At 42.8% G+C, this 17,922-nt stretch carries 18 protein-coding genes; 6 read left to right on the forward strand and 12 right to left on the reverse strand.

Annotation, left to right across the window (positions count from 1 at the left end):
- Positions 1 to 48: 48 nt before the first annotated feature.
- The 3 genes from NSS87_RS26915 to NSS87_RS26925 all read left to right on the forward strand — a co-directional run bounded on the left by NSS87_RS26915 (position 49) and on the right by NSS87_RS26925 (position 2,907).
- Positions 49 to 1,809: a glycoside hydrolase family 13 protein gene (locus tag NSS87_RS26915; protein ID WP_339243502.1), complete on the forward strand. Its 1,761-nt coding sequence runs from the start codon at positions 49 to 51 to the stop codon at positions 1,807 to 1,809.
- 106 nt (positions 1,810 to 1,915) lie between these two features.
- The gene (locus tag NSS87_RS26920) at positions 1,916 to 2,425 is read left to right on the forward strand and encodes a YtxH domain-containing protein (protein WP_339243503.1); all 510 of its coding nucleotides are present in this window, start codon (positions 1,916 to 1,918) and stop codon (positions 2,423 to 2,425) included.
- Between the two features lie 149 nt (positions 2,426 to 2,574).
- Entirely contained in the window at positions 2,575 to 2,907 is a 333-nt protein-coding gene (locus tag NSS87_RS26925; protein WP_042191847.1) for a DUF5665 domain-containing protein, read from the forward strand.
- 208 nt (positions 2,908 to 3,115) lie between these two features.
- Here NSS87_RS26925 and NSS87_RS26930 read toward each other — a convergent pair whose 3' ends face one another.
- From NSS87_RS26930 to NSS87_RS26970, 9 genes are all read right to left on the reverse strand, one after another.
- On the reverse strand, positions 3,116 to 3,886 hold the full coding sequence (locus tag NSS87_RS26930) for a sigma-70 family RNA polymerase sigma factor (RefSeq protein ID WP_042131042.1): 771 nt from the start codon (positions 3,884 to 3,886) through the stop codon (positions 3,116 to 3,118).
- A complete protein-coding gene (rsbW, locus tag NSS87_RS26935; protein ID WP_042191848.1) occupies positions 3,883 to 4,335 on the reverse strand; it encodes an anti-sigma B factor RsbW in 453 nt (150 codons plus the stop codon). The genes NSS87_RS26930 and rsbW overlap by 4 nt, the downstream gene beginning before the upstream one ends.
- Before the next feature lie 18 nt (positions 4,336 to 4,353).
- On the reverse strand, positions 4,354 to 4,692 hold the full coding sequence (locus NSS87_RS26940; RefSeq protein ID WP_042131044.1) for an STAS domain-containing protein: 339 nt from the start codon (positions 4,690 to 4,692) through the stop codon (positions 4,354 to 4,356).
- A 99-nt stretch (positions 4,693 to 4,791) separates the two neighbouring features.
- Positions 4,792 to 6,462: a response regulator gene (locus tag NSS87_RS26945; RefSeq protein WP_339243504.1), complete on the reverse strand. Its 1,671-nt coding sequence runs from the start codon at positions 6,460 to 6,462 to the stop codon at positions 4,792 to 4,794.
- A gap of 21 nt (positions 6,463 to 6,483) precedes the next feature.
- Positions 6,484 to 7,350, reverse strand: a complete 867-nt coding sequence (locus NSS87_RS26950; protein ID WP_042191852.1) for a protein-glutamate O-methyltransferase CheR — start codon at positions 7,348 to 7,350, stop codon at positions 6,484 to 6,486.
- A gap of 87 nt (positions 7,351 to 7,437) precedes the next feature.
- Positions 7,438 to 11,109, reverse strand: a complete 3,672-nt coding sequence (locus NSS87_RS26955) for a response regulator (protein ID WP_339243505.1) — start codon at positions 11,107 to 11,109, stop codon at positions 7,438 to 7,440.
- Positions 11,106 to 12,278 carry a fused response regulator/phosphatase gene (locus tag NSS87_RS26960; protein ID WP_042191856.1) on the reverse strand — a complete coding sequence of 391 codons (1,173 nt, stop codon included), beginning with the start codon at positions 12,276 to 12,278 and terminating at the stop codon, positions 11,106 to 11,108. Before NSS87_RS26960 ends, NSS87_RS26955 begins: the two co-directional genes overlap by 4 nt.
- 235 nt (positions 12,279 to 12,513) lie before the next feature.
- Positions 12,514 to 13,038, reverse strand: coding sequence for a hypothetical protein (locus NSS87_RS26965; RefSeq protein ID WP_339243506.1), 525 nt, complete (start codon positions 13,036 to 13,038; stop codon positions 12,514 to 12,516).
- A 60-nt stretch (positions 13,039 to 13,098) separates the two neighbouring features.
- The gene (locus tag NSS87_RS26970) at positions 13,099 to 13,605 is read right to left on the reverse strand and encodes a DUF948 domain-containing protein (protein WP_042191859.1); all 507 of its coding nucleotides are present in this window, start codon (positions 13,603 to 13,605) and stop codon (positions 13,099 to 13,101) included.
- Positions 13,606 to 13,793: 188 nt separating this feature from the next.
- Between NSS87_RS26970 and NSS87_RS26975 the strand changes: the two genes are divergently transcribed.
- On the forward strand, positions 13,794 to 13,961 hold the full coding sequence (locus NSS87_RS26975; RefSeq protein ID WP_042131050.1) for a DUF1328 family protein: 168 nt from the start codon (positions 13,794 to 13,796) through the stop codon (positions 13,959 to 13,961).
- Between the two features lie 126 nt (positions 13,962 to 14,087).
- Entirely contained in the window at positions 14,088 to 14,462 is a 375-nt protein-coding gene (locus tag NSS87_RS26980) for a hypothetical protein (protein WP_042191861.1), read from the forward strand.
- Between the two features lie 236 nt (positions 14,463 to 14,698).
- Here NSS87_RS26980 and NSS87_RS26985 read toward each other — a convergent pair whose 3' ends face one another.
- Both NSS87_RS26985 and NSS87_RS26990 read right to left on the reverse strand, forming a co-directional pair.
- A complete protein-coding gene (locus tag NSS87_RS26985) occupies positions 14,699 to 15,775 on the reverse strand; it encodes an SH3 domain-containing C40 family peptidase (RefSeq protein WP_339243507.1) in 1,077 nt (358 codons plus the stop codon).
- Between the two features lie 201 nt (positions 15,776 to 15,976).
- Positions 15,977 to 16,846, reverse strand: coding sequence for a cation diffusion facilitator family transporter (locus NSS87_RS26990; RefSeq protein WP_042191865.1), 870 nt, complete (start codon positions 16,844 to 16,846; stop codon positions 15,977 to 15,979).
- 124 nt (positions 16,847 to 16,970) lie between these two features.
- Here NSS87_RS26990 and NSS87_RS26995 point away from each other — a divergent pair, with 124 nt between their 5' ends.
- Positions 16,971 to 17,156, forward strand: a complete 186-nt coding sequence (locus tag NSS87_RS26995) for a hypothetical protein (protein WP_042191867.1) — start codon at positions 16,971 to 16,973, stop codon at positions 17,154 to 17,156.
- A 175-nt stretch (positions 17,157 to 17,331) separates the two neighbouring features.
- Here the strand turns inward: NSS87_RS26995 and NSS87_RS27000 are convergent, their stop codons facing one another.
- Positions 17,332 to 17,847, reverse strand: coding sequence for a histidine phosphatase family protein (locus NSS87_RS27000; protein WP_339243508.1), 516 nt, complete (start codon positions 17,845 to 17,847; stop codon positions 17,332 to 17,334).
- Between the last annotated feature and the right edge of the window lie 75 nt (positions 17,848 to 17,922).

Here is a 17,922-nt window from a genome sequence, read left to right on the forward strand (position 1 = left end):
GTTGGCCCTTTTTTGCGTTTACAGGCCACGAAGGGATGGAAATTGATTATGATTCAACAAGAAGCCGTTTATCATCGCATGGGGCAGAATTGGTCATATGCCTACGATGAGTCTACACTGCATATTCGCATAAGAACTAAACGGGATAACGTGTCAAAGATTGATCTTTTTTGCGGAGATAAATACAGTTGGGACAAAACCCATGAGGTTATTCCCATGCAGCACATGGCTTCTGATAGCTTATTCGATTATTGGCAGGCTGCGGTCCGTCCTGTTTATCGCAGACTCACTTACTATTTTGCACTTTATAACAAAGATGAGGTCCTTTATTATTTGGAAAAAGGCTTCTTCTCAGAGCCTCCAGTCATAATATATGAGGGCTTATTCGACTTTCCTTTCTTGAACCGTGAAGATGTACACTCCCCTCCAGCATGGGTAAAGGATGCAGTATTTTATCAAATTTTTCCGGAGCGTTTCGCAAATGGCGATCCTACTAACGATCCGGCAGATGTGCTAGATTGGGGCGGTACACCGAGTCCCCGGAATTTCTTCGGAGGAGACTTGCAAGGTGTACTAGATCAATTGGATTATCTCTGTGAATTGGGCATTACCGCCATCTATTTCAATCCTCTGTTTGAGGCAACCACCAATCATAAATATGATATAAAGGATTATTTCTTGGTGGACCCTCATTTTGGAACCAACGCTTTGCTAAAAGAACTTGTTGACGCCTGTCATTCCAAAGGTATCCGCGTCATTCTAGACGGTGTCTTTAATCATTGCGGCCATACCTTTCCGCCATTTGTTGATCTGCTCACCAACGGGCGTTCTTCCCGTTATGCCGATTGGTTTCATGTGCGTGAGTGGCCACCACAAGTCATCGACGGAATTCCCACCTATGACACATTTGCATTCGAGCCTATCATGCCAAAATTCAACACTGAGAATCCTGAAGTCAGAGAGTATCTGTTGAACGTTGGTCGTTATTGGATTGAGGAAATCGGTGTAGACGGTTGGCGGCTTGATGTCGCGAATGAAGTCTCTCATACGTTCTGGCGACAATTCCGTAATACGATCAAAAGCATTAATCCAGAAGCCTATCTTGTAGGCGAAATTATGCATGACTCCTTGCCGTGGCTACTTGGCGATCAATTTGATGCCGTTATGAATTACCCACTAACCAACATTCAGATTAATTTCTTCGCTCACGGACAAATTAATGCTTCACAATTTTCTCTATCGATTGCTACTATGCTAGCGAATTACCCGCAGCAAATTACAGAGGCCAATTTTAATCTATTAGACAGCCATGACACAACTCGTTTCCTGACCCTTTGCGGTGGTGACATCCGGAGATTAAAACTGGCCGTTTTGTTCCAAATGACCTTTCAGGGAGCACCATGTATTTACTATGGCGATGAAATCGGTATGGAAGGTGAATATGACCCAGATAATCGTAAATGTATGGAGTGGGACATCCAGAAACAGAACAGGGAACTGTTTGAATACTATCGCTGGACGATCGGTCTTCGTAATTCGCATACTGCGTTCCGTAATAGCGGCTTTAAATCGCTGGAGATCCCGGACCACCCAAGACTGCTTGTATATGAACGGTGGGACGAACATAACCGCTTCTTAATCGTGCTCAACAATGAAGAGGTGCTAGTCGACGCCACCATTCCTGTACCCGGGATGGATGCTATATGGGTAAACCTAGAGACGCAGAAGCGAACAGAAAAATTCACATCATTACTACATCTGAATCTGCCCGAATTCGGCTATGCGGTATTCCAAGCTGTTAATAAATAGTCCATAACAAGAGCCCCTCGCCATCTACGCCTTGCTCATCAATTGTTTCAGCCTATACGCCAAAGTTTAAATACGAAGTAAGATAACTTATAAGGAGTGATTGGCGATGAGTAACGTAGAACATAAAGTAGAGCATGAAGTAGAAAACGGAAGCAACTTTTTCAAAGGTATCTTTATTGGTAGCTTAATAGGTGCTGCAGCAGCCCTATTATTTGCACCAAAGCCTGGTCGTGAAATGCGCAGTGATCTGTCCGATAAACTTACGCTTGCTACTGACAAAACTAAAGAAGTTGCTGGTGTCGTAACTGACAAGACCAAAGCCATTGCCACAACGGTAGGTGAAAAAGCAACCGATCTGGCTAGTACAGTTTCAGTCAAAGCTTCTGATATCTACACTACTGTCAGCGACAGCAAGCAGCAAATTGCCGCTACCCTTCAAGAAGCAGGCAGCAAAATTGGTGACACTGTAAGTGAGTCTTCAAATAATGTAGCCTCTGATGTTAAAGACGCTTCTAAAGAAGTGGCTGACGAAGCCAAAGCATCCTCTAAAGAAGTCGCCGATGAGGCTAAAGATGCGAAAGAGGATGTTAAATCCTCCTATAAATCCAGTTACTAATCTGCGGCATAATACAGCTATCATTTCATTCGACAACAGCCAGCTGTCCGCAGCTGGCTGTTGTTTAGTTATACCCTATATAAAGTTTCATCTGATTGAATAGATCCTTAATGAATGCCCGATCGGGCTACAGAAAGCAGGGGTGCTCCATGGGAGAATCAAATAGCCAAACAAAAGCATATGAAATTGATGAACATCCTTTCGAATTACGGCATGAGGTCAAACGCTTAAACAATCGTCTGGATAAGATTGCTGACTCACTAGAAAAATCAGAATTTAAGGACATCCTTGATAACTACTCAGATCCCAAAAAAAGAATTATCACAAACTTGATGGCCGGTATATCCCGAGGTCTCGGCCTATCTCTCGGAACGTTCGTAGTCCTTGGTGTTCTGGGCTACATTCTTAGTCTATTTCTTGATGTTCCCGTGATCGGTGAGTACCTTGGCGAGATCAAAAAATACATTGATGCGAACAGCTAACAAGTGGGCTATTTATCGCCCCTCTATCACCGCTCCCCCTTACCCCGCTTGTCCGGCTAATCCTTCAAGGTTAGCCGGACAAGCGGGGTAAGGGCGTTGTGGAACACAAATAAAGGACATGCTATTCTCCAGGCACGGAGAGAGGCATGTCCTTATCGTCGAACAGTAGAATTCAAATCCAGGTAATGTATATTACACATAAAGGAGCTCAATAGGATGAGTTGGCCATAATCTGCTTTAACTTCTCAGTGGCCCGCTTCTGTATCCGTGAAACACTCATCTGTGAAACCCCCAGCTTCTGAGCAATTGCCCGCTGGGATTGACCATCTTGGAAGGCTAGCAGCAACACTTGCTGCTCTTGCTCCTTCAATTGTCCTAGTGCTTGCTGCAGATCCATTCGTTTCTCTACAGTCTCGTAATCGTTCGCATCAGAGCTGATAAGCTCCCCTAGCGTAGCTCCAGTCTCCTCTTGAGAAAGCGGTGAATCTAGAGATACGTAATGGTAACATTCTCTGCCTGCCAGTACTTCTACAGTTTCTTCAACAGACAGATCAAGATAATGAGCGATCTCATCGACCGCAGGAGAACGCTCAAGCTTCACTGTAAGTTCATCAATCGCGTGTTGAACAAGTGCTCCTTTTTCTTTAATCCGTCTAGGAACCTGTATGTACCAAGATTTATCACGCAAATAATTCTTCATATGTCCAATCATGCTTTTCATCGCATAGGGCTCAAAAGGGATTCCGAGACTGATATCATATTGCTGCAGTAACCGGATGAGCGCCATTTGCCCGACCTGATATAAATCCTCATACAAGTCGGGGCGATTACGGGAAATCTTCCCAGCAGCCATTTTCACCATAGGCTCATATTTCTGTATCAGCAACGTCGCCTGATCGTTATCCTTGGTCTGCTGATACTCCCAAATTTGGGTGACTGCTTCATTCATGGACTCGGGGGGAGTCACTTTGTCACTCATACTTTCTCCTCGCTAAAATTAAGGTGCTTCTTCAAAGTTACCACCGTCCCTTTTCCGGCTTCACTTACGACACTAACGTCATCCATCAACGCTTGCATTAAGTAGAACCCTAACCCGCCAACCTGAACGTCACTTAACTCCTTATCATGCAGTGTCATACGTTCATTAGACTTGTCCAAGCCGTCAAAGCTCTCCCCTTCGTCTTTGACTGTAATGGATAAGGAGCTTTCCTCTACCTCAAAAATAACATCTACTACTCCGTCTTTTTGGCCATAAGCATATAATACTGAATTGTTACACGCCTCTGACACTGCCACTTTCATGTCTTCTATATCCTCATAGGTGAAACCCATTTTCGAGGCAATGCCGTATAAATTCAACCTAACAATATCCACATACTCTGCGCTAGCAGGCAACTGAAGAATTACTTTTTGCACATCATCACTCATTCTTTGTTCTATCCTTTCCTAGTGGGAATTCTCTTGGGAGGCAAAAAACTTGGAAATACCAGTCATGTCAAACAACTTCTGAATTTGTGGAGGAACATCCTCAACCATAAACTTAACGTCCATTCCTTGTCTTGATTTCAGGATCGAAAGTAGAATACCAATCCCTGTGCTATCGATGTATTTTAATTCTTTTAGATTAATAACTAAATCTAGTTTGGTGTCTCCCACAAGTGGCTCCATAACCAGGCGGAAATCGGAAGCAACTGATAAATCAAGTTCACCACTCAGGAAAACTGTGCATACATTCCCTTTGGTTTCTGTCTTAGCATGGAACTTGTTACTTTTATGCGTATTCATTAGACGATCTCTCCTGAACAAATATTTTCTATATTAATAACCTTAATGATATACCTTTGAATCAGATAACGTTAAAAAAACGGATTGGTAAATACTAGATTACGCTTGGAAAATAGATACATCAGGTTCTACTAATACATTGTCGTTGCTAGAATATCGAGAAATAATTTGTTTTATACTACTCATCTTCAGCGGTTTGCTGATGTAATCATCCATTCCAGAGGCCTTACAGCGATTCTGAATTCCTTCCATGACGTTCGCCGTCATTGCAATGATAACGGTCTTCTCGGCAGCAGGACCACCCTCTCGACGAATTTGAGCGGTCGCCTCCAAGCCATCCATCACTGGCATTTGAAGGTCCATAAAGATAAAATCATAAGGATGTTTAATCGCCATCTCCACAGCCTGTTGACCATCTTCAGCCATATCGGCCGCATAGCCCAGCTTATCCAGCATGCTGACCATTAGACGCTGATTAATCGGATGGTCATCCACAACAAGGATTCTACTTCTTCCCTCTTGATTGGAAACAGGATGTGTGGATTCCTCTTCTTGATATCCACCTATCAAATCTTCTCCTGGCATAGATACCTGAATCGTAAAGATAAAAGTGGCTCCTTTTTGCTCCATCGATTCTACCCGAATTTCTCCGCCCATCATTCCGACAAGAGATTTACATATAGCTAGTCCCAGACCTGTTCCCCCATATTTCCGTGTCATGGAAGAATCAAGCTGCGAGAAGGGCTCAAATAGTCGGTCACATTTCTCCGGAGAAATACCAATCCCCGTATCCATAATTGTGAACTCAACTTCCATTTTATGATCCGCAACGCTCTTGATCGAGGCGACTAGATAGACCCCACCTTGATTTGTGAATTTAACTGCGTTAGCGATCAGATTAATTAAAACTTGGCGTAAACGAGCCATATCCCCATATAAAAGCCGAGGCAATTTCTGATCAATAAAATAAGCGAGCTCCAGGTTCTTCTTTCCTGCTTCTATCGAGAAGAGGCTGAACACCTCTTGAATACAATTTCGGAGTTCAAATAAGTGCTCTTCAACTTCCATTTTTCCAGATTCCATTTTAGTAAAATCAAGAATGTCGTTAATTACCGTAATCAACGTGTCCGCACTTTTCCGAATGATCTCCGAATATTCCTTTTGCTCAGAAGTAAGATCCGTCTCCATTAATAGATCGATCATGCCAACTACGCCGTTCATAGGTGTACGAATTTCATGACTCATCATGGCTAGAAATTCCGACTTTGCTTTCGAGGCAATCTCCGCCTCTTCTTTTGCCTTGATAAGCTCACTATTAATGATTTCCAGTTCTTTCGTCTTTTGCTGCAGCAGCATGGTTTGAGTCTGATGCTTCTTGCTCGTGATGTACATTTCGACAAAGCCTTGTATCTTAGAGTTCAAAATTTGTGGAATGAAAGGCTTGACCATATAATCAATAGCCCCTGCCGAATAGCCCGCGAATAAATGCTCCGCTTCTTTGCTATTGGCAGAGATAAAAATAATCGGAATTTCCTTCGTTTTCTCTCTGGCCTTGATCAATTTGGCAGTTTCAATTCCATCCATACCCGGCATCTGTACATCTAGTACAATGACAGCAAAATCATACCTTAACAAACAGCGCAACGCTTCTTCACCGGAGGTAGCTTTAATTAGCTCGTAATGCTGGCTCTCAAGCACTGCCTCCAGCGCCAGCAAATTTTCAGGACGGTCGTCTACTAGTAGTATATGAATTGGTTCTTGAAACCCCATAGGACCACCCTCCTACATGCGTTATTTTATGTTACGGTATATTTTCTCCACTCTGTCTAAAGATTCATAGCAATCGCTATATTTCGTAAAGTGAATGGACTCCTTAGAGCCCAGAACAAGGATTCCAAAGCGACTTAGACTTTCATGAAACAACCCGTGAACATGATCACGAAGCTCATCATTGAAATAGATCATTACATTCCGGCAGAGAATAACATTAAATTCATTAAATGAAGTGTCAGTAGCTAAATTATGCTCAGCAAAAATAATATTTTTGCGTAAATAAGGTTGTAAAATAACTGAGTTATACTTAGCAGTATAGTATTCGGAAAATGCCCGGGTACCTCCTGCCTCCAAATAATTCTTTGTGTATTGCTTCATTCTGCTAATATCATAAACGCCTTCCTTAGCCTGCTGTAAAGAACGCTCATTCATATCTGTGGCATAAATTCGAGCCTTATCGTAAAGCCCTTCTTCATGAAGCAGGATGGCCATAGAATAAACTTCCTCCCCAGTGGAACATCCGGCATGCCAGATACGAATATAGGGATAGGTTCTTAACAAAGGAACTACCTTCTGGCGAAAAGTTAGAAATAATCCCGGATCCCTGAACATTTCAGTCACAGGAATAGAGAGACTGTAGACAAATCGTTCAAAACAAGCCCGATCATGCAGAACCTTCTCTTGCAGCGCGGATATGGTGAGTACATTCTCCGCATGAACATGATGCCAGATGCGCCGTTTTAATGAAGGCAACGCATAATTCCGGAAATCATAGCCATATAAACGGTGTACCCCATCAAGAAGCAGCTCAATCTCAATTTGCTCCAGTTCGTCACTTCCCGCCAGAACGGGTTGCTCCTCATATCCGTGTTCTATTGCTTTCATTGTTATCCCGACTCCCTTATCAACACGCCGTACTTTTGAAGAATGGCTTTTTGTTAGTTCTTTTAAAGTATTACCCCAATATTAAGGTTACGAATACAGCCAGACTCGCATTAAAGATAGAAGTTGACCTGTTGCAATTGGCTTCTTCATATAGTCAGAGGCTCCAGCTTCAATGCATTTGGCACGATCCTCTTTCATAGCTTTGGCGGTCAGCGCAATAATAGGCAGTTTCTGATACTGTGGCATCTCGCGAATCCGGCGCATAGCCTCATATCCGTCCATCTCTGGCATCATCATATCCATTAGCACAAGATCAAAATCTTCTTGCTCTACCAGCATTTCCAGCGCTTCGCGTCCATTCTCCGCAAACTTCACTTCCATATGATACTCTTCGAGTACGCTGGAGAGCGCAAAGACATTGCGAATATCATCATCGACGAGCAGTATTTTCTTTCCTTCAAACAATTCTTCTTTATTATGAAGCTTCTGCAGAATCTTACGTTTATCTTCCGGAAGATTTGCTTCTACCCGGTGCAAGAACAATGTTGTCTCATCCAACAACCGCTCTGGAGAACGTACATCCTTGATAATGATTGATTCCGCATATTTACGCAGCTGCGTCTCTTCTTTGCCATCCAAATCCTTACCCGTATAAATAATAATAGGCAGATCATTTAATTCCTCATCATCACGAATCTGATCCAGCAGATCGAAGCCTGTCATATCCTCAAGCATCAAATCTAGAACCATACAATCATATCTCTGCTTCCGCAGCTCATTCAGTGCTTCCCCGCCAGTTGAAACTGCGGTTATGGCCACATCGTCGTGACCGATCAACTCCATGATAGAACGACGTTGAATCTCATCATCCTCTACAATCAGCAAGTACTTCAACGTACTGGAGGTGTAGTTCTCGATTTGCGAGAAAGCCCGTTCTAGCGCCTCTCTAGAAGAAGGTTTTCTTAAATAAGCCATTGCCCCCATCATAAGCCCCTGCTTCACTTCATCATTTACAGAGATGACATGGACAGGGATATGGCGAGTCTGTGATGCACTCTTTAGTTCTCTAAGGATGGTCCAGCCATCCATAACCGGCAGCTGAATATCAAGAATAATCGCATCTGGTAAATAAGTCTTCGCCATCTGCAATCCGGTATCCCCTTGGAGGGCTACCAGTCCTTTGAAGTTGCGGCCATGAGCCATATCCAGCAGAATTTTTGCGAAGCTCTCATCATCTTCAATAATAAGTAAAACCTTATCATTTGCAGTTAATTGATCACGATCATCATCGATCACCAATTGTGGGATAGGTGCATGAGCCTGCGTTGGTACAAGGGTTGGAAGTATATCTCCAATATACCCCTCGAAGGTTGCATCTTCTCTAGAAGCAGCAGCTTCTATTACTGCAGGTTGCTGCTTAATATAATTCCCTATAACTGGCAAATACATAGTAAAGGTACTACCTTGGCCCTCACGGGATTCCAGTACAATAGCTCCACCCATTAAACGTGCTAACTCACGGCTAATGGACAAACCTAAGCCTGTCCCCCCAAATTTACGGCTGGTAGTTCCATCCACCTGTTGGAAGGCTTCGAACACAATATCAGTTTTGTCTGCCGGAATACCAATTCCGCTATCCTTTACAGCAATAGCAATATATTCAACTTCACCTGGCAGATCTAGCGGAATAAGATTGTCATCTGCTTGGCTAACCGAGAACTCAATAAATCCTTCCATCGTAAATTTAAAGGCATTAGAAAGCAGATTTCTTAGCACCTGCTTCAACCGATGACCATCGGCAATGACACTATCTGGCAGTGGCTCATTAAAGGTAATTTTTAAAGAAAGTCCCTTTTTGAGCGCTTGCGGAGCAAAATTCTGCTTCACAAAGCTCTTCAGCTCCGTTAATTTAATTTCTTCTTGGTTCAGTTCCATTTTGCCAGCATCAACCTTGGATAAGTCCAAAATCTCATCAATCATCTTAAGCAAGTCTGCACCTGACATATAAATCGTATGTGCAAATTCAACCTGTTTCTCTGACAAGTTGCCATCCTTATTCTCCGTGAGTAGCTGCGACAGAATCAAGAGACTGTTGAGCGGAGTTCGCAATTCATGAGACATATTCGCCAAGAACTCTGATTTATATTTACTAGTAACGGATAATTGCTTGGCCTGTTTCTCTAATTGAATTTTTGCATGCTCAATTTCATCTTTCTTCTCTTCAACCTCCTGCACTTGTTCCTCTAAAGCGCGGGTCTTGGCAATAAGTTCCGTATTATAATGCTCCAGTTCTTCCTGCTGACGCTGGAGCAATTCTTCCGAACGTTTAAGCGCATCCGTCTGCTCTTCCAAGTTCTCATTGGAACGACGCAATTCCTCTTGCTGAGTCTGTAGTTCCTCCGACTGACACTGCAGCTCCTCCGTAAGAGCTTGTGAATCACGCAACAATTTCTCCACGATCAAACGACGGCTAATATTATTAAAAATAATACTTAAATTATTAGCGAGTTGTTGCAGTAAATCATTTTTCAAACTGCTAAAAGGTTGGAATGAAGCAAATTCTACTACGCCTAGCAGTTCGTCTTCAAAAATAAGCGGATGGATAGAAATATATCCAGGTTGCGCATCCACGAATCCGGACTTAACGGATGAATAGTCTTCAGGAGCCTTCTCCAGTCTGATCGGGTGCATATCGAGCGCACTTTGTCCTACAAGCCCTTCTCCAATCACAAACCCGTCCTTAGGTTTCTTATCATTATCTACTGCATAATATCCACTGCTTCGTAAAAAGTCAGGACGATTGGCATCTTTTAAATATACAGCTCCGAACTGTGCTCCCAGCACAGGGGTAAACTCATTGATGAAGGTCTGTGAGACCTGATCCAAGGAGCTAACACCTCGCAATAGTTCCGTCACCCGAGCAACATTCGCATTCAGCCAGGATTGGTCATTCTGCGCTTGCGCATAGGCCTGTTCCATTTGCTGCTTCTGTTCAAGATCTAAAGCCATCTTCTTAAAGACAAGAGCAACCTCACCAATTTCATCTTTAGTAGTAACCTTTATACGCCGTATGGCCCTCACTCTACCGTTGCCAAAGCTGGTAATCATCATCGAAACGACATTAAGCCCCCGAGTGATGCTTGGGATGATCCATAAAACCACTCCAAGTCCGAGAAGTAAGCCCATAATCATCATTAGAACTACCATCTGAGTCGAACTTTTATAAGCTTCGTTGGCCTTCGTACTCTCTTCATTCATAATAAAAGCATTATAATCAGAGAGACTGTTCAGAGCGTTTAACACGGCATTCTGAATCGCTTGTCCCTCTGTGTTGGAATACGTGCTAGCATTCTGAAAATAACCAGCCGATAGCAGTTTCAATACCTTTTCCTGATAATTTAAATAAGTGGTGTACGCATCATCTATTTGACCAACCATTTGCATTTCTTCAGCGCTAGTCATCGATGCTTTTATTTTCTCGTAGTGCTCATTCGCTTTAGTAATCTTTTTATTAATCTCATTCTTTTGAGATTCTACCGATGATGCATCTGCACTCAACATGGTCGTGGTCAATATTCGCGCCATATCATTGACTTCTCCACGCATCCCCGAAGAAGACCGCCCCTTCATATATCTATCCTGATACCCTTCCAGTTGGTTATTCATATAATTTAAGCGGTCGTACCCTATCATCGTAAGTGCAAGCATAATCGCTAACATGGCACTGAAGCCAATTAAGAGTTTAGCCTTTATCTTCATTCTCTATCTGTTCCCTTCTTCAGTGAGATCCACACAATACACTTATCATCATCACGCTCTTTAGGAACCTCAACATTGAAAAAAGCAGCTCGAATAGCTTCTTCGTTCCACTCATGTTCAACATTTAAATGTTGAATCATAAATTTCAGCTGCTCTTCTTGTTCGCCCTCAACCAGTTCCAATAGACCATCTGTATAAAGAACTAGATGCCCTTCATCTTCATAGGTTAAGCTCTGTGGCTGAATATCAATCCGTTCAAACAAACCTACTGGGTGACAGTTACTTTCCAGCATGACTGGAGTCTTAGCCACACCTTCAAAAAATAGCGCAGGTGGATGCCCGGCGTTGACGTAGTCAATACGTTTCATACGGGTATCTATCACAAGATAAATGGTCGTAAAGTAGTATTGGATCAGCTTTTTCTCAATATAGAGCTGATTAAACCTTCGATTGAGTTCCTGAATTACCTTTTCCGGCTCTACATACGTAGTTACCGTGTCCTTTAACACAGAAGCAAGAAACATACAAAAAAGAGATGACGATATTCCGTGTCCCATAATGTCCAGCAGGATCACGCCATATCGGCCATCACCAAGGGGATACCACGCGTATAAATCACCGGCAAGCTCAGAGGATGGCTGATAGATGGCATTGACCTCAAAATCCTCTTCCTGAAGAGGCAAGCTCAACACAGCATTCTGAACAAGTGCGGCCAGTCTCAATTCTTCTTGAATTCGCTGATCTCGTTCCTTATGCCAATCTTTCTCTCGCTTCAACCGCAGCGCGAGCCGAATTCTGGCCATCAGCTCCACTTTGTTAATGGGTTTCGTAACATAATCTACTGCACCTGCATCCAGTGCTTCTGCCAGCTTCTTGGAATCTCCAACAGCTGTAACCATTATTATTGGAATATCCTTTAGGTGTTCGTATTGCTGTACAACACGACATGCCTCGATTCCATCCATTTCTGGCATCATCATATCCAGTAAAATCAGATCGATATCTGACATCCGAGGACGTCCATCTTCACTCACAGAACCGATACCCAACCGTGTAAGCATCTCTTTTGCAGAGGATGCGGTTACGAAATTTCGGTAATCTTCTTTTTTCAGGATTTCACGGATAATGATAACATTAGTCGGATTGTCATCTACGATTAAGATTCTCATCATCTTCACCTCACACGAATAGTATTACGAACGTAAAAATCTGCGACTCATTACCTATATCATACGCTATTTAAATGTGTTATTTCTATTTTTAATATATGTAAATATAGTAATAGGTTCATTTACGCATTCAGCAAAGTAACCTCCCGAACCACTACATCTAGTGGTTCGGGAGGTTACTCTATGGTAAAGACAGCCTCTGTTTATTAACCAAAATAATCAAAAGTGAAACATATTAAGAAGAAATACTATCAAATAAATCAATACCTTCAAATTCACCTGCCAAATTTCGATATATTTTGAGCGCATTGTTTCCTCTCATATATACATCACCATCTTCGGCAATAAAATACGGTTTACCCAAGGTCGATTGCACATTATCCTTCATGGGATCAATTCCCACCCCATTTACCTGTAGACCAAACTGCTGTGCTTGAGAAGGTGAGACATGCACATACAGTACAAACCCCTCACCAACACCCACTGTTACATCTGCGTATTGGTACTCCTCTGTCCCTTGCAATGGATCATTTGTTACCGCCAGCGGATTGCCCTTGGCCAGAAGCAATTCTTCCTTCGTAGCATATAAAGCAACACCTTGCAATGAATCAAACCGATTTATAGCAGGGCTCGTTTCTGAGGAATGTTCAAATGTAAGAACTGTCTTAGGCTGATCACTAAAAGTCGAGATAGGCGTCAACTGTGGAGACGCATCAAAGTATGGGGAAAGTAGACTAAACAAGAGTATAATAATGTTCATGTTGTTATCCCACCTTTCTTATCTGCAGCCGCCATTTACAGAGGACTTGCTGCCTTAACTTTAATGACGGAATTTTTTCCAAAGAGTTGCAGCTACATCTACACTTTTTAACACAGTAGCTATTTTCCCCGGTGCTTTCTCGTTATTAACAGCATCATAGGAGTTTACCGTACGTTCCTCAGCAGGAGTCAGCGGAGCTTCTTTTATGGATATCCCCTTACGCTTCTCTCTCAGTTCATGTGATTTACGATATCTTTCAATCACAGTTACTGAAACTTGCTTAACGGTTAAGGTTAACTCATTCATAACTTCTCCCAAATTCTTCACAGAATCTATGACAGGATCAATCTTCTGAATTTTATTCTGTACATCAGCGGTAATTTCATTTGCATGTCTGACTGTAGTCTTCACTTCATAAGTCAGTTCATCCATCGTCTTCTGCACTTCCACCAAGGTCTGGCTTACTTTGTCGAGGGATTGCTTCGCTGACTGCAAAGTCTTAATTAGAAAGAAAACAAGTATTGCGAATGCGATAGCAACGAGAGCTACACTAAGTTCAATGATCATATTCATAACCCCTTCCAAATCTCATAAATAGTGGCTAATCAGCCTTGTATACTGCATAGTTACCCCTACTACCATATGCCGAAACAATCTGTCGAGCGTTGTCAAAATTCCCTGCTCCCCTTTGTTTCAGAATCAAAGTCCCCGTTTATACAATGACTACAAATCAAAAAAAGGATAGGTGATATGTAATGTTAAAATGGTCCGCAATTCTGCTAGTTGTAGCTGTAATCGCTGGTATCTTTGGTTTCTTCAATCTTGTAGCAGCCGCTGCTGGTCTTGCAAAGATACTATTCTTCGTATTCTTGGTTCTGTTTGTTGTTTCCCTCTTCACGGGACGCAGAGGTAGATCGATGTAGCCTCCTCCCATATGTATCCATATATCTTATTCATCATGCAGAAAGTATAGGTCATTCCCACACAGATGTCACTTGAGAAAATAAGAAAAAGTTTTGAAGTTAGATCATAATGAGGAGGAACTTAACATGAAAAAATTCGCCAGCATTACACTTGCCTTGGGACTTATGGCTTCAATAGCAGCTACAGCATCAGCCGCTGAGGTAACAGGGACAACTACAGATTCTACGCCCGGAACTGGAAGCACTTACACAACATCTTTTGAAACGATCATTACCCCATCGGATATTACTCCAGCCACACCACAAATTGTTCTAACCGAAAAAACAGCTTTCCACTTTTCAGTTGGCAGTATGATTCCTGCAGGCTGGCTTAGCGCTCAAACGCTTGATACCACAGGTGAAGTGATTACGGATACTTGGGGCAATGAATGGAGAGAAATCTACACTTGGCTAGGAAAAGCGTGGGTAAAGGTTCCTGTTGCTGCCAATGTAATTATGTAATTAGTACAGAAAAGATGATAACAAGCATAAACGCCTTCGGCGTCCCTATAAGGACGGCAAGTGTTTAAGCGAGAAATATAAGGATAATTTATAGAACGGAACATATAAATTCTTATATTTACAAAAAGCTACCCCCTCAGTAGATCATTCTACTGAGGGGGTAGCTTTTGCGCTTACGCCGCCTTTGTTCACCCGTCACAAACATGCGATGCTGCCGCTTCTGTATACCTATATAATTATCGGATGACCGATCCCCCGAAGAGGAAACGATTCGTCCAAGAAGCGCTTAATTTATCTACTTTCACCCCGCCTGAAGCTACGGAATACGTATGGAGAACTTGTCCATCTCCTAGATACATAGCAACATGCGATATTCTTGCCTTAGATTTGTCGATCCCTTCATATGCTGAAGCGGAGTTCCCTTTATAATCCATAAAGAACATTAGATCGCCGCGTTTCAAGCCGGAAGTAGACGTAACTACCGTACTATTCGATTTCACCCAATCTCCCTGTTGACGGGAATCAGCAGGCAGTTTCAAATTCACAGCATCCATGAAAATTTGCCGGATAAAATCAGAACAATCGAAGGTGCTTGTATCATATCTGCTGGAACCAAACTCATAAGGTGTCCCAAGATAGCCCATACCTGCTGAGATTACACTCTCGATTTGGGCAGAAGCCCCAGGTGTAGAAATAGGTGGTACTGGTGCTGGCGGCGTTGGTGTCGGCGTTACCGTCCCAGTCCCCCCATTATTAGCGAACGAAGTATATTGATCACTTGAACTTATATATCCAATGCTACCATCAGAGGTTTGAATTTGATACCAGGAGCTGTTCGGCTGTGCCAGAAGCTGTACTTGTTCCCCCTTCTTCAGAAGTCTCAGTACTTTTCCGCTTGTAGAAGGCGCAGTTCGAAGATTCACTCCGTACTTTATGGTTCCCGTTTGTGCTGATGGTGCTGTTGGTGTACCTACTGAAGATGAATTTACGCTGATATACTTATCATCTGTACTTGTATAGCCTACGGATCCATCCGCTGCTTTCACCTGATACCAATAGCTATTCGGTTGTGCCACAATCTGCACTTGATCTCCCTTTTGCAAATACTTCACTACTTCTCCACTTGTAGAAGGTGTACTGCGAAGGCGAACACTTGCCTCAATGACCGCTATTTGACCGGCTGCTGCTGCCATAACTGAATTTGATGGATTTGAGGCTGCTGCTGCATTTCCAGGAGCAGATACTCCTAAACCTGCAACAATTGCAGCTGAAACCAATAAGGATGCTGTTAATTGCTTATGTGATTTAATCATACGTTCCCCCAATACCATGATGAGATTTCAACAAAGGTGTGTACTACATTCCTTTATGCCCTCATTATAGGCTTGCCCGGGATTTGGAACATGCTCCAAATTGCACATATAATCATGCCACTTTATGGTAAAATACAGGACTAAAGTCTTGAATCCTCCTTAAATATGTTTGTTTTTTCCTTAAAATAGAATTTTTCAAATTTAATCTTTAGGTTCCACATGCACCTGTACATTCATAATATTGTGTAGCTTGCTCATTCTCTCTTCAATGGAGTCACTGATCCTATGACCTTCCACCACTGTAATATTCGCGTCTACCTCCACTACAACATCCACGTGTACATGATTCCCATGAACCCGTGCCTTCACATCTTTAATCCCCTCTACTCCCGGTGTTCGAGCAATCGTACTACGTAGATCCATCAATCTATCTTCATCAAAGCCATCCGTAAGCCGGTAGGTCGAGTCACGAAAAATATCCCATGCCGTCTTAGAGATAATCAGTCCGACAACTACTGCCGCCGCAGAATCAATCCATGGCAGTCCGAACTGAGCACCTACAATCCCAACAGCAGCACCTATACTAACCATAGCATCCGAAAAATTATCTTTCGCCGCTGCCATGAGTGCACTACTATTTATCTGCTTAGCCAGCCTTTTGTTGTATATGTATACTCCCATCATTGCTACTGCACACACTAGAGCCACACCAGCAGACCATAGCTGCGGGGTTTCCTTTGCACGATCGAAAAAGGACCGCACCGCCTCCACAATCACTTGAATACCTACTACCGCCATAATAAAAGAAGCCAACAATGCAGCTACCGTCTCTGCCCGAAAATGTCCATAAGCATGGTCAGAGTCAGGTGGCTTCCGCGAAATCTTTAGACCAACCAACACGGCTGCAGATGCTACGATGTCAGTTAAATTATTGACTCCGTCCGCGACCAATGCACTAGAGGCGAATAGATAACCGCTAACCAGCTTGAAAGTCGATAAAATGAGGTAAGCCGCTATGCTAACCCAAGCGCCACGCTCGCCTTTACGTATATCTTCGTAAATATCAACCATTTTGGCTATCTCCTCGTTTTCTGTTTTGTTAGAAAAGAATTCTTTCAATTATTCTTGCCCTTGTAGCAGCATTTAAAAACAATTAGAATAAAGTGAAGGACTTGCTTCAAAGGAGGTTATCATAATGAGCGAAAACAATGAAAAAGGAAAAATCAATTTAGCTGAAGCTATCCGGCAAAAGCTGGAGCAGAAGAAACAACAATCTTCCTCCAAACCTGGATCAACTTTTCAGGCCGGATCCGCTAAACCACTAAAAAGTCAGAATAACAAAAAGCCTAACAACCAACGCCGTCGTACCGGCGGATCCTAGTACTATTTTATAAACATAAAAGGCTGCGCATCCCTCAGGGACAACGCAGCCTTTTATGCGTTCGTCTGCCTTAAAGGATGGGCTAGAACTCATCAAATTCATAACTGATTCTCTTTATTGTACAATTAGCCAACTGAAAACATGCGCTTTGGGAAACCTCAAGTGATAAGGCTTCCTATCTTGCAAGCCCCGCGTTTACTCCCCGTAGAATTCTACTTGTTAATCCATGTGTAACCGCAATGACCCGCGGAGTGGAGGACAAGCTATCCAGCCAGTCTGTGACACGCTCCTGAACCGCTTCATAGCTCTCTCCATCTGGTGAACGAAAATACCAATCATACATAGTCGTATCTTCAAGACTATTCGGCCAGCCCTGTTCAATTTCCTTGAGCGTTAGCCCTGACCAAGAACCAACGGAAACTTCACTTAACCTAGAATCCGTTTCTATTTCATTGAAATCATAACCTAAGATTTCACACAAAATTTGTGTGCTTTGCAGCGCTCTCCCAAGTGGACTTGAAATCACCTTCCATTCGGAGGGATGCTCCACCGAATAACGAAGCAGCCTACCCATTTGTCTGACTTGATCCATTCCATGCTCAGTCAGAGGTGAGTCCAATTGGCCTTGGTAACGACCTTGCGTATTAAACTTGGTCTCCCCATGCCTCATAATAAAAATAGTTCTGTCCACATGCTTCACCTACCGTTACCTTTTCAAAATCGAAATTATAAAGACAGCTACCCTAATCCTATCAGGATTAGAGTA

Origin of the sequence: Paenibacillus sp. FSL F4-0243 (assembly GCF_037963295.1) — a bacterium.
Classification (GTDB): Bacteria; Bacillota; Bacilli; order Paenibacillales; family Paenibacillaceae; genus Paenibacillus_AQ.